Genomic DNA, 13,742 nt, shown 5'->3' with positions numbered 1-13,742 from the left:
ATGGTATATGAATAACGGAAGGTTGCCGGGAAAAGTTTTATTTTGTCAAACGTTGTGACTCTACACGCTTTTTTCACTTTTGGCAGGAGAAATTCCGGTCTGTTATCGTGAAGGAAGGCAACAACATCTTTTCATTATAAAGTTAGATTTTATGCAACAATCATCGGATGATTTGATTCAAAATTCCAATGAAGCAATTCAGCATTATTTAAACATGCCGGATCTGCTGAAGGATTTACTGCTTCAAGTAACTAAAGATTTTCAGACGGCACAAATACCCTTAGCGTTGGATTCGATAGAATATTGCTCTTTTGAGGGCCTGTGCGACAAAATACTAATGGCGTTAGATGAGCATTTGGCAAAGGGAGGAACGTTGAAAAATGTCTTGAACCGGGTAGATTTAACCGAAAAGCAATTGAAAAAATACATTCCCAATCGTCTGAACAATAATCTTCGAGCATTATCGGAATTGATTATCAAACGTGAGTTACAGAAAGTAGTGATACGGTATTGGTATAAACAATCTTCCGAAAAATAGTCATTTGTTAATAATTTCATGTTTTTTTTAAAATTTCCCTGAACCTTACTACTTTTATATGTGTTGATGTGACACTAACTTATGAGAAAAGAGTAGATGAGTAATCGTTATGCGTCTATGGCGCTTGAGTTGACGACTCCCGTCGACGACGAGCGTCCTGTATATGTCACGGGAAATTTCTGTGAATGGTTTCCGGACATCGACAAATTTCAAATGCAAAAGGTGGAACCCGGTAAATATCAGTTTCAATTTCCGCCTGACTTCCTGTTTGACCAACCAATTGAGTATAAATACACCCGAGGCGGTTGGGATCAGGTAGAACTGGATTCGTTTGGTGAAGCACCCCAAAACCGTAAAATCCGTACGAAAAGTGTTGCCCAAAAAGATTTTGTGCCTCATTGGCGCAAAGACGGGCGCGCCTTTGACACAAGCCTTATCCCTACCGTAGAAGTTGTTTCTGAGCAATTCGAGATCCCGCAGTTAAGCCGTAAACGCCGCATTCGTATTTTACTTCCGTACGATTATAAGACTTCTTCCAAATCCTACCCTGTCCTTTACCTTCAGGACGGGCAGAATCTGTTTGAGGATGGTTCGGTATATGGCAATTGGGAAATCGATAAAAAAATGGCCATTCTGACCGCCCAAGGCAAAGGCAATTTGATCATTGTGGCCATAGACCATGCCGATGAGGACCGTTTGCATGAATTTGCCCCCTATGCCAATCCTAAATTTGGAAAGGGTTCCGGAAAAAAATATGCAAATTTTATTGTTCGGACGCTGAAACCGTACATTGATAAAAATTATCGCACGCGTCCTGAGCGCCGGTATACGGGCGTTGGAGGAAGCTCAATGGGAGGCCTGATAAGCATCTATGCAGGATTAATGTATCCCGAAATTTTGGGCCGCTTAATGATATTTTCGCCTTCGTTGTGGGTTTCTGATAAAATATACTTCGACGCCATAGAGTTTTTCAATCCGATGGAAACGAAGATTTATGTATACGCAGGAGGTAAAGAAGGTCGTTTTATGATACCAAGTACCGAACGACTCAAAGAGGCTGTTGAGCGGCAGGGCTGGTCTTCCAATCGTCTTCAACTAAAGCTTTCTGTAGACCCCAAAGGCGAGCATACTGAGGCTCGTTGGGGAAAAGAATTCCCAAAAGCCGTTGAGTGGCTTTTTTTTGACACGCACTAAAGAGCGCATTTTGGCACTTTTCTTGCTCTGACTCCTGAAACTTTACTCAGGTTTTAGGGGTGAAGCACTATTGCTTCCATTATTTTCAAGAAACTCTGTGCCAATTAAATGCGTATGAACAAACGTGTCCACTTTTGGGCTTTCGGGGGCAATGATTTGTTGAGGCGCACTTCATATGCTTTTTTTTACTTCGTTATTTTGGTAGTTACGGGGCCGATACGTGCCCAGACCCCTGTTCTTCTCAAAGATATTAATACCCTTGCCGATCCGATTTTGCCCGGTACGACCTTAGGCAGCGACCCGCGTTTTTTGGTTGACCACAAAGGCACTTTATTCTTTACGGCCAAAGAAAAAGGAACTGCCGTTGGGCTATGGAAATCAAATGGGAGCACAAATGGAACGGTCAAAATAACCGACTTGCCAAATACCGTTTCCGGATTAATCAGTGTCGGGAATCTTCTCTATTTTGCCGCAGACCAGTCTGGTTTTGGGTATGAACTTTGGAAATCAAACGGGACCGCCGCCGGAACGGTTCGGGTTAAAGACATTTATCCGGGTAGTCTCGGAAGTATGCCGGAAGGGTTTACCAATGTGAACGGCACGCTTTATTTCGTAGCTACCAATGCAACTAACGGAAGTGAACTTTGGAAATCAGACGGCACCGAGGCAGGAACGGTAATAGTAAAGGATATTGTGTCGGGTACACCGGGAAGTAATCCACAGGGACTGACCAATGTGAACGGTACGCTTTATTTCGTAGCCGACGATGGGGTAAATGGGTATGAACTTTGGAAATCGGACGGGACGGCTGCGGGAACGGCGTTGGTGAAAGATATAAATCCGGGTAATTCGAGCAGCAGCCCTCAGCATCTTATCAATGTAAGCGGAACGCTCTATTTTGTGGCTAACAATGGAGTAAACGGGTATGAATTATGGAAATCAAACGGAACTGCTACCGGCACCACCTTGGTCAAAGATATTTTGAGTGGAAGCAAAAGTTCCATGCCCCAATTTTTGACTGAATTTAAAGGAAGTTTATGTTTTTCCGCTAATAATGGTGTAAACGGCTATCAATTGTGGAAATCAGATGGCACAGAAAACGGAACTGCCTTGGTGAGCGATATGCAGGGAGGAAGTATAGGCAGTAGTCCACAATACCTGAAAAATATAGGAGGTAATTTGTATTTCTCGGCCACTAACGGAATAACAGGGCGTGAGTTCTGGAAGTCAGACGGAACATCGGCTGGGACATTCATGGTAAGAAACATTTCTCCCGGTGGCGAATGGTCTGCAAGTACGCCGCTGCTTTTTACCGACGGAAAAGGAATTGTCTACTTTACCGCAGACGATGGCGAAAATGGCCGCGAACTTTGGAAATCTGATGGTAAAGAAGAAAGCACAACTGCGCTGACCGAATTGAGGCCCGGAAAAACAGGCAGTGGAATCAGTAATATGATGTCGGTTGCGGATACGGTGTACTTTACAGCCGATGATGGAAAAAAAGGAAGCGAAGTATGGAAATTAGTACCCTGTGCTACCGTCAAATTGGCTTCGACAGATACCACAATTTGCCATAAAGGACCTTATTCCCTTTCCAAAATGGTTACCAATTCCCGTGATTTTGTCACGATGGTTTGGCGGCGGGGAAGTTTGGCGGGACCCATTGTAGACGACCCTGAAAATGCAATGCTTACCGAGGCTTCCACTGATTTCTACGTAGCTGCACAGATGTCCTCGGGGTGTTCAAGTAATGCAAAAATTACCATCACTACCATTCCTTATCCCGAAAGAGTGGGAGGGTTGTATGTAGTGTTGGAGGGGGCTTACCAAAAGGGCGTCGGAACCATGTCAACCTTGTTGAACCAAAAAGGCCTTTTGCCGGGCCAAACTCCGATTAAGGGGCTTGCTACGCCTGCAAGACAGCCCTATTATGGTTCTCCTTGGTTTTATGATGGGAACGAAACGATGAGTTCTTATCCTGCCAATGCAACGGATTGGATATTGGTATCGCTTCGTACCGGCCAAAACGATCCTTCTACTACCGTCTTTAAAGCTGCGGCAGTATTGCTGAAGGATGGTTCGAGTGTGGTGAAAGGGTGCCCGAGTAAATTGAAGAATTATACGAATTACTACGTTGCCATTGAGCACCGCAACCATATCGGCATTGTTTCTGCTACCCCAACCCTTTTTCTGTATGACAGTTTTTTTTACGATTTCGGCATTCAGCAGTCTTATCTGCCTCCCGGAGTATCATCAATAGGGCAGAAACATATTGATAATCGCTATATGATGTATGCGGGTGATCTGCAAAAGGCAAAGGTCGGAGAAATAAATGCCAATGATGTTATTGTTTGGCAACAGCAAAACGGTCAGTTTGGCCGCTATTTGGCAGGAGATGCAAACCTTGACGGCGAAGTGAATGCGCTTGATCAGATACTTTGGCTACTGAATAACGGTCTGTTTACGGGAGTTCGATTTTAGTTATTGTGGGAAAATTGACAGAGTACAAACGATGAAAAAAAAGATTTACTTCCTACTGATGAATTGTTTACTGGGGGTAGTAGTATATGGACAGGGAATTCCTAATGAAGTAGTATATGAGCCCGATGAAGGAGGCTACCCATCAGGATATACGCCGCTGCAAAAACTGGGAAATTTTGACCTTTCCAGCAATGCTCCCAACGAGCCATTTCGTCATTTACTCAAACTTTTTGAAGCACAAAAAGTAGTTTGGGATGATGTCACCGACTTCCGAGATTATGGATTCAAAGCCTTTTTCGGCGGTTCGGGCGAAGGCAAACCTAAAGAGAATCGCTACACAGATATTAATGAAGGTGCCTTCAGAGACGCTTTTACCGTGGACGGAGAATCCTTTCCCATCAACCCCATTTATCTACCCGACCCCAATAGATCAACATCCGCCCAAGGGCAGCGCTTCAAATGCTTTGATGCACCTTTTCTCTCCGTTACCATTGACGATGTGAATGAAGCAAGTAAATGGAATCCTTTTTTGCTTACTGAACGTGATCTGGACCGTCGGGGAAAATACGCAGGCGATGCCAAAATGGGTTTTTTGCGGTGGGATATAGAAACCTTCTCCAATTCCGAATGGCTCGGCATCCTTAAAGGGCGTCAGGTGTGGGAGAATGGGAAATACCGACACTCGTTCAATGGCGGCACGAATCCTGCTTACAAAGACCTGACCGATTCGCAATTTTTTGATGTTGTGCAGCATCGTTGGAGTTACGTTTTTACCGAACTTATCTACAAGACACGATTATATAGTAACAACTCAAAGATATGGCAATACGGGGCCGGTCCCATTAACCAAATGGACCCGTTTATCTTTCAACAATTTGATGAAAACGGAGGTATTGGCGGCAATTGGAAGTATCCTAACAATCCTATCTGGAACCTGCGCAACAACATAAATAACCGCGCACTGAACGAAGAATTGAGCTACATGGAAGCTTGGGATTTTGTGCAGCAATTTGCCATGTGGGCTATTCTTCAATACAATTCCGAGTATAATCAATGGATGAACACTGATATCATCCGGTTAAAAAATCCACCTAAAACCAATGTAACGGCAGGAGCGCCTACGCGCTACGATATTGTGGATATTGGCTCCGATGCTTCTACCGGAAATCGCCGCGTGCGTGTTACGTTGCATGCTCAGGATGGCAGCCTGCGGGCGGCTGACCAAGCCTATCGTGTTACTTTTCAGCATTGGCGCGGCTTTGCCGAAGTTACTTTTCCGGTAGGCACGCATACGATAGAAATGACGACTTCTTCGCCGGAACTTGTTTGGCAAACCGACGACCATTTTCTGCTTCTCATTTGGAATACCATGTATTGCGCGCGTTATCATGAACCTACCAAACTCGGATTTATCAATTGGGAGCCAACGCCCCGCACGTATAATTTCAGCCCTTATTCATTGGCAACAACGGATATTTTTGAGCAACGGATCTATGATGCGCTTGTGGGATTTGCTAATTTACAGAATTATGGCATCGTAAATTGGGAGGCCAATACCGTTGGTAAGGTGAACCCAATGGTGCGCGAAAGTATTATTTTGGCTCAGAAAAAAATAGCGCCTTACAAGACACATATTGAAAAGCAAACCTTGGTTTTTACCGACATAAGTACCGACGGAGGACAAACCTGGATCACAGGAGGGTATCCTAAAACGCCCTACGAAGCGCATTATAATGGCTGGTGGATGGGTGGCTTTTATCAAAATAATGAGGCTTTTCCGATGGTATTGGGGTCTTACAATGAAGAGCAAAAAACCTTTTTGTTTACGCATTTAGCCGGGAGACTGCCGATAGGTACGCTTAATTATAAGATTCGCGTCAAGGTGCCCAACTCAGAAACCACGCATATTTTTGATGTATCTTCTACCCGAAACCTAGCATATTCACTTTTTAAGATTTAGCTTCGTGAATGCAAAAAATCGTTGTCACCGGAGCATCAGGGTTTTTGGGCGGACGTTTGTTAAAATACCTTACGCAACATAAAAGGGCGATAGAGGTAATTGGAACCGGTCGCCGTAGTGAACGGAAAGCCGAATTTGAACAGTTGCATTGTCAATACCAAGCGGGCGATTTGCTGGATGAGAATTTCTGTAGAGCATTGCTCGAAAATGCAGATGTTATTGTCCATTGCGCTGCCTTGTCGGCGCCGTGGGGAAAGCGGGAAGAATTTGTAAAAGCCAACATTCGTACTACCCAAAACCTATTAAATACCGGCCGAAAATCAGGCGTTAAGAAGTTTGTTTTCATCTCTACTCCAAGCATTTATTACGATGGTCGGCACCGTTTTCACGTTTCGGAAAATGATCCGTTACCTTCAAAACCGGTAAACGAATATGCCGCTACCAAGTGGGAAGCGGAAATGGAAGTGTTGCGCCAAAATTCACCGACATTTCAAACCATCGCTCTGCGCCCGCGCGCAATTATTGGGGAAGAGGATACCGTTATTTTTCCAAGATTATTAAAAGCCTACCAAAGCGGCCGTCTCAAGATCATTGGTGATGGGCGCAACGTAGTCGATCTGACAACGGCGCGAAACGTCATTGAAGCGGTTATTTGTGCGCTTTATGCACCCAAAGAGGCGTATGGGCAGGCGTACAATATCACCAATGGAGAACCTGTTATATTATGGGATGAGATCAATTTTTTGTTGACGAAACTCGGTTTAACGCCTGTGAGCCAACACGTTCCTTTGGGAATGGCAGATGCGTTTGCTAAATTAATGGAATTAAAAGCCAAAATTACCGGTGGTTCTGAACCAACGCTTACCCGCTACGGCATTGGCGTTTTGGCGAAATCACTGACGATGGATATTTCGAAAGCAAAAGCATTACTGACTTATCAACCTGTACAAACAACTCGCGAAGGCATTATTGAATTTATTGAATGGTATCGAAACCAACAACTGTAACCTATCGCATTTTTGCGTCGGGATATTGTACTGCCCATGATTGGATCGTAGACCCCAAAAACGGTCATGGAAAAGCTAAATTCTATGCTACTTGGCTGTTGATCGAACATCCAACGCACGGCTTATACCTTTTTGATACCGGTTATTCGCCCCGATTTCTGGAAGCGACGCGGCATTTTCCTGATAAATTTTACGGTTGGGCTACACCTGCTTTTATCAGAGACGAAGAAACGGCGGTTTCTAAGTTGGCACAATTGGGTATAAAACCGTTGGATCTGAGTGGCATGATCATTTCCCATTTTCACGCTGACCATGTAGCAGGGATGCTGGACTTTCCGAAAATACCCATTCTTTGTCATCCCGAGGCGCTGAAACAGGTGTTGTCTGTCAATGGGTTTGGCGCAGTGCGGCACGGAATTGTGAAAGCATTGATTCCAAAAGATTTGGAGGAAAGGGGGCATGTGATCGCTGATTACAAATCAGCGGCAGAAAACGTCTGGATTATAAATCCAGACGAGCAATGGACGGTTCGGCGCGCGATTATAAATCCAGACGAGCGAATTTCCTCCATTCAGTTTCATGATTTATTTGGCGACGGAACGGTTGGGTTAGCCTATCTGCCCGGTCATGCACGCGGACAGTTGGGCGTGCGTATTCACGCAGCCGACCATACGTTGTTTTTTGCAACCGATGCTGCGTGGCGAAAAAGCGCTTTAGAAGCCAATATTTTGCCAAGCCCGACCGTAAAATTATTCTTTGATGATTGGCAAGCCTATAAAGCTACATTTGCGGCCTTGCGTGACTATCAAGCTACATTTCCAACACATCGGCTGCTTTTTACCCATTGTCCGCAAACAATGAATTATATTGCTTAATGCAAGACTTGGAAAGTTTCAAAAACTTTCCAAGTCTGCTTTTTGAATTATGTATTTCAAACTCCAAATTCTTTATTTTCTGCTGAGAAATAAACTGCGCGGTTCGTTCCGGAACAGAGTGCAGTTAGAGAGTTTTCAAAAGCGGCAGTGGAAACATTTTGCCCAAAAAACAATTCTTAAATCTCCTTTTTATCGTAAGTATGCCACAATCCCATTGAATGAGTTTCCTGTAATGTACAAAGAGTTGTTCATGGAGCATTTTGATGCAATAAATACCGTTGGAATAAAGAAGCAGGAAGCAATGGAAACAGCCCTAAAGGCGGAAGAAACCCGAGATTTTGCTTCAGAAATTAACGGAATTACGGTTGGGCTTTCGACGGGAACCAGCGGCAAACGGGGTTTGTTTTTGGCTTCAAAAACCGAACGGGCGCAGTGGGTGGCTATGGTGCTGCATCGAGTGGTGAAATGGTCGATTTTTAAACAGCAAAAAGTAGCTTTTTTCCTGCGTGCCAACAGCAATTTGTACAGCTCGGTCCAGTCGTCGGTATTGGCGTTTCATTTCTTTGATATTTTTCGAAAAACAGAAGAATTAGTGGTGGAATTAGGTCGTTTACAACCTGATATTGTCGCAGCTCAACCGTCGCTTTTACGGTATTTGGCGGAGGCGCAAAAGGTAGGAACATTAAACATAAAACCTCAACAGATCATTTCATTTGCGGAAATACTGTACGACGATGATCGTACGGTTATTGAAGAAATCTTTGGAATAAAAATTACGGAAGTGTATCAATGTACTGAAGGTTTTTTGGGTGTAAGCTGCACACACGGTACTATGCACCTCAATGAGGATGTAGCGATTTTTAAAAAAAAATACGTGGACGAGCGTCGGTTCATACCCATTGTAACGGACTTTACGCGCACTTCGCAGCCCATTATTCGCTACGAGATGACCGATATTTTATCGGAGCGCAGCACACCATGCCCGTGTGGATCGGCGTTATTGGGAATTGAACGCATTGAAGGCAGGGCCGACGATGTCCTCGTTTTTGAAGAAAAAGGTAAAACGATTACGATTTTTCCTGATACATTGGTGAGAAAAATTGCCCGCGTTACCGATGATTTCAGCCATTATAGAATTACCCAAGTGGCTGTTGATCGGTTGAAAGTTACAGTGGAAACGGAGCCGAAAAATAAACAAAAGGTTAGCCATCTGATAGAAACGGCTATTTTAGATGTATTAAAAGAACAGGCAATTGAGAATGTTGTCGTTGAATTTAGAGAAGATGAAATAAATGCCAAAGGCGCAAAACACCGTCGGGTAGTGCGTATGTTTAAGTAACGATATATGAAAATTCAAATTCAGGCCATCGAAAAATACCTACCCGGAATTGCACTGGAAAGTGCTCAATTAGAGGCGCAAATAGGTATTTCAGCGGGTTGGATCGAAAAAAATGTAGGAGTAAAAACAAGGCATTGGGCTGCGGCTGACGAAACGGTAGCCTCTATGTCGGCAACAGCTTTACAAAAAGCACTGACTGCCGCGAATATTCCTGCCGAAACGTTGGATATGATGATCTACGCGGGAGCATCCTACGATTATCCTATTCCGCACAATGCGGGGCGTATCAAAAAAGAATTGGGAACATCGGCTAAATTTCCCTGTTTTGACGTGGATGCTACGTGCCTGAGTTTTTTGAATGCACTTGATATTGCTCATTTGTATTTTCAACGCGATAATATTCGCACCATAGCCATTGTCTCTGCCGAATTGGCCTCGCGTGCCCTGAATCCCAAAGATCCCAAAACGTACGGATTGTTGGGAGATGCTGCCGCTGCTGTTATTTTAACCAAAAGCGCCGAAGGATACGAGCCTGCGGCACCTTATTTTATCAATAATTCGGAAGGAGCTGATTTAGCTTGGATTCCCACGGGTGGGAGCGTAGATCGCGGAATGTCTTCCGATACACCTGAAGAGTCTTTCTATTTCAGAATGGAAGGCAAACGTCTGATATCGCTCACGTTGCAGGAGTTAGTACCTTTTCTGGAAAACTACGAGCAACTTTCAGGCATCGCAGTAACGGAGTACGACTATATAATTCCACACCAGACCAGTAGGTTCGGTAATGAGATTTTTGCCAAACAGTATCATTTGAAGGAAGAACAATTGGTTAACACAATTGCTCAATATGGCAATTGCATTTCAGCCTCTATTCCCTTGGGGTTATGCGATTTGATTCACGCACAAAATGATTTGTCCGGCAAAACACTTCTACTTATCGGGAGTGCGGCGGGGCTGTCGTTGGGAGCAATTACGCTTAGATTTTAGGTTATTTCAACAAAACAGCATCAATGGCTTTCCAGTCAATTTTGGCAACCAGTTGGCGGGCCATTTCTGCGGGCGCTGTAATGGTCACCACGATATTTTCTACCAATTTACCGCCTTTCTTAAACTTGGGCTGATAGCGCGTATCCTGCCCTTTTTTAATGGGGGTTGTATTCCAACCACCCAACAATATGACCGTTTCCTGACGACCAATCGCTCCTTTTAAATCAGGTTTAAGACGAACTTCAAGCGCAATAGGACTGCCGGGAACTGAAATATTCTGAACATTTTCGACGATACGGGCGCTTTCTATATCTTGCAGACGGTAATTGCCGAGGTTCATTTCAACACTTACCGAGTAAGTATCTTTGGCGCGTTGCGCAATGGCTTTAGGATTTTCCTGATACATGGTATCGCGGTGTACATACAATGAAGGAGGCGTAATGCTGTCCGGCTTCATGGTGTCCAATTCTGCTTTGCGAGCAGCCATTAGCTCAGTGCTTTCCATTGTAAGGTCATAACGGTCGGTGCAAAGATGCACAAATCCGCCCCATTCAGAGGTTACTTCGAGGTTGCCCATCGAATGCTTTTCGTCAAACACTTTCCAGTTTCCTTCGGGAGTTATGGTGGTAAATTGTCGTTGAAGTTCTTTGACTACGCGTTCATATGCTTGATTTTCAGCGGCTGTAGCGGGGCGACACTGTGCTTGTATTGAAAGAGAAAGACCAATCAAAAAGGCTGTAAGTAGGAGTTTCATAGCAGGTACTGTTTAAAAGCGTTCCGGAAGAGCAAATCTTTCCGAAAAGTAACACAAAAAAACCATGCTAAGCTTACTTGTTGTAGAACTATTTCCCCAAAATTTCCCCTGCAACTCTTTCCCCCGATCGAACAGCACCTTCGATGTATCCGTTCCATACGTCAGAAGTTTCAGTACCTGCCCAATGAATGTTCCCAATCGGCTCGCGAAGCCATTTTCCCACGCTTGTCCAGACGCCTTTGGGCAGTACACCTGCGTAGCATCCGCCCGTCCATTCTTCGGGTGTCCAAGTGTAATCTAAGTAGCGTAGCGGTTGAAGCGCTTTCTCACCGTAAAAAGTAGCAAAAGCGCCGAGTGCCTGATCTTGTCTCTGAGCGGGGGAAAGTTCAGCGAAAGACTTTGCCTGATTGCCCAAAACAAAACCCATTAAAATACCTTTGCTGCCATCCTTCGGAGAGTTGTCGAACGTGACCGTAATGTGGCCATCGGGCGTGGCGGCCAAACCGTTGAGGTTTTCATCACGCCAAAAAGGGCGGTCGTAAATAGCATACGTTTTCCAAACGGCTCCCATAAACATTTGTTGGGTAAGCTGCGTGCGGGAAGAAGGCAAGGCCGGTTGAAAAGAGATGTTATTGATAACGGGCGGTGGAACCGCCACCACAACGTGTTTTGCTTCAAATGAAAAATCCTCACCGCTCACCGTAACCCTTTCAGCGGTATGTTCAATGCGTTTAACGGGAGAATTAAGTCGGAGATTATCTTTAAAAGTCTCAACCATGCGATTGGCTACGGTCTGCATTCCTCCCACCATGCGCTCTTCCTGCGCGCCGCCTTTAACGTTCATCAACATATCCAGATCCTTGCCCGATTTAGTATAAAACAACGCATGAAGCATGGATATTTCCGAAGGGTCGGCTGCCCAAATGGCTTCGGCGGCGACTTTGAAAAATTGGCGTGCCGTCGTAAAACTCATTTGTTTCTGCATCCATTCGGCCAACGTCATGCTGTCCCATTGAACGGCATTTGGTGTGAGCCAGGGAGCTTCAAGATTGACCGTTTTAGAGAGTTTGTTCATTTTCTTGATGGCCATGTCCAAACTCAACAGGGCACCAATGGGTAACGGGGGAATCAAGCCTTTATAACGTTTTACTTTTCCTCGGAAATATTGCGTGCTTTTTCCGGCGTCGTAGGTTTTGAAGGTTTCTACACTGTATTCTTTGGCTAATGCATAGAGCCGATCCTGCGTAGGACCTACCCAAGCACCTCCCAGATCCACGTAACTGCCGTCTTCAAAGGTTTGGGTGAAAACGCGACCACCTACGCGGTCACGGGCTTCGAGGAGGAGTACCGTTTTGCCGGCACGCAATAGGTCGCGCGTAGCAGTAAGGCCGGCGTAGCCTGCGCCTATAACGATGACATCGTACATGGAGTCGGATTTTAGATATATTTATAAATAAACGCCGGACATCAGAGTTTCCCATTGCCCGGCGTTCAGTGATTCAACAGTAAATTACACTCTTGATAATTTTATTGGATACGTCTGCTTGGCGTTCCATTGGCAGATATAAATGTTTTCGTCATTATCTATACACACATCGTGGCAGTGCATGAATGTACCGCCCACGGTAGAGGCATCCTGCACCATCAATTGAAGTTTTCCGTCGCGGTACTCGGGTTTTGTGCCACCGGGGTTTGAAACAACTTTGTCGTTTTTGTCCAAGATCGTTACAAAACCGGAATTGTTCGTTTGGTTCATGTACCGTAAACGCGACCAACAAACGCCCGCAAACAAATGATCTCCGTGAATCACCGGACGACAAACAAACGCACCGGGCAGGAAAATCGTAGACAGGTATTTTCCATCTAAAGTAAAACGCTTGAAGGAGTTATGAACACGCGAGGTGATGAGTAACGTTGGATTTGCTTTGTTACGATAATCGACCGTGATGCCGTGAGCTGTTGCAAATTGATCGTCACCATCGCCGGGACCGCCGAATTTGCGGATAAATTCTCCTTTGGAAGTATATTGCAATATCCACTGAGAGCCGTAGCCGTCGGCCACATAAATATCACCGTTCGGCCCGATGGTGGTTTCGGTAGGTAAGAATTTGTCTTCAGCTTTGTAAACCCCTATTTTAGAAGGATGTTCGATAACGAAAAGCACTTTTCCGTTGATGTCGGTTTTGGTGACTTTGTTTGAATTAGGATCACAAATAAACAAAAATTCTTCCCCGTTGGCATTCCAAAGGGTAAGGCCGTGGCCGCCGGGATATTCATGTCCCCAACTGTCCAATAATTTGCCCGAACGGTCGTACACTAAGATATTATTCTTGGTTTCGTCAGTCACCATGATCAGCCGCCCTTTGCTGTCCATGACCATTTCATGGCAGTTTTTGACAGGAAACTTAGCCGCATCCAATTTACCCCAATCCGCATTGATTTTGTAGCGATGCGATCCATGACCGATGATCGTATCAGCGGTAGGTTGGGCTTTCACGGAAGTGATAATAGAAGGTGCCAACAGCGTAGTTGCGGCTGCTTTGACAAAATCGCGGCGAGAGGTAGAAAGGTTCATTGTTTGGAGCGTACGTTTTTAGCAAAAAGCGA

11 protein-coding genes are annotated in these 13,742 nt (G+C 44.9%); 8 read left to right on the top strand and 3 right to left on the bottom strand.

Annotated elements, in window-relative coordinates:
- The first annotated feature begins 151 nt into the window (after positions 1–151).
- The 8 genes from ACQY73_RS17020 to ACQY73_RS16985 all read left to right on the top strand — a co-directional run bounded on the left by ACQY73_RS17020 (position 152) and on the right by ACQY73_RS16985 (position 10,381).
- A complete protein-coding gene (locus ACQY73_RS17020) occupies positions 152–538 on the top strand; it encodes a hypothetical protein (RefSeq protein ID WP_428668242.1) in 387 nt (128 codons plus the stop codon).
- Positions 539–634: 96 nt separating this feature from the next.
- Entirely contained in the window at positions 635–1,732 is a 1,098-nt protein-coding gene (locus ACQY73_RS17015) for an alpha/beta hydrolase (protein ID WP_428668240.1), read from the top strand.
- A 114-nt stretch (positions 1,733–1,846) separates the two neighbouring features.
- Complete coding sequence (locus ACQY73_RS17010; protein WP_428668238.1) at positions 1,847–4,213, top strand: ELWxxDGT repeat protein; 2,367 nt, start codon at positions 1,847–1,849, stop codon at positions 4,211–4,213.
- A 31-nt stretch (positions 4,214–4,244) separates the two neighbouring features.
- Positions 4,245–6,173: a hypothetical protein gene (locus tag ACQY73_RS17005; protein ID WP_428668236.1), complete on the top strand. Its 1,929-nt coding sequence runs from the start codon at positions 4,245–4,247 to the stop codon at positions 6,171–6,173.
- An 8-nt stretch (positions 6,174–6,181) separates the two neighbouring features.
- Positions 6,182–7,180, top strand: coding sequence for an NAD-dependent epimerase/dehydratase family protein (locus ACQY73_RS17000; RefSeq protein WP_428668234.1), 999 nt, complete (start codon positions 6,182–6,184; stop codon positions 7,178–7,180).
- Positions 7,156–8,055 (top strand): MBL fold metallo-hydrolase, encoded by a 900-nt coding sequence (locus tag ACQY73_RS16995; protein WP_428668232.1) that lies wholly within the window; start codon positions 7,156–7,158, stop codon positions 8,053–8,055. The genes ACQY73_RS17000 and ACQY73_RS16995 overlap by 25 nt, the downstream gene beginning before the upstream one ends.
- A 49-nt stretch (positions 8,056–8,104) precedes the next feature.
- Complete coding sequence (locus tag ACQY73_RS16990) at positions 8,105–9,394, top strand: F390 synthetase-related protein (RefSeq protein ID WP_428668230.1); 1,290 nt, start codon at positions 8,105–8,107, stop codon at positions 9,392–9,394.
- A gap of 6 nt (positions 9,395–9,400) precedes the next feature.
- Positions 9,401–10,381: a 3-oxoacyl-ACP synthase III family protein gene (locus ACQY73_RS16985; protein ID WP_428668228.1), complete on the top strand. Its 981-nt coding sequence runs from the start codon at positions 9,401–9,403 to the stop codon at positions 10,379–10,381.
- A gap of 1 nt (position 10,382) precedes the next feature.
- On the opposite strand, the gene ACQY73_RS16980 is transcribed toward ACQY73_RS16985, so the two are convergent.
- The 3 genes from ACQY73_RS16980 to ACQY73_RS16970 all read right to left on the bottom strand — a co-directional run bounded on the left by ACQY73_RS16980 (position 10,383) and on the right by ACQY73_RS16970 (position 13,710).
- Complete coding sequence (locus ACQY73_RS16980; protein ID WP_428668226.1) at positions 10,383–11,135, bottom strand: hypothetical protein; 753 nt, start codon at positions 11,133–11,135, stop codon at positions 10,383–10,385.
- A gap of 88 nt (positions 11,136–11,223) precedes the next feature.
- Positions 11,224–12,561 (bottom strand): flavin monoamine oxidase family protein, encoded by a 1,338-nt coding sequence (locus ACQY73_RS16975; protein WP_428668224.1) that lies wholly within the window; start codon positions 12,559–12,561, stop codon positions 11,224–11,226.
- 84 nt (positions 12,562–12,645) lie between these two features.
- Entirely contained in the window at positions 12,646–13,710 is a 1,065-nt protein-coding gene (locus tag ACQY73_RS16970; protein ID WP_428668222.1) for a 6-bladed beta-propeller, read from the bottom strand.
- Positions 13,711–13,742: the final 32 nt, after the last annotated feature.

Source organism: Runella sp. (assembly GCF_965279615.1).
Lineage (GTDB): Bacteria > Bacteroidota > Bacteroidia > Cytophagales > Spirosomataceae > Runella.
Note: the sequence above shows the minus strand (reverse complement) of the source record. Positions and strands in the feature narration are given on the sequence as shown.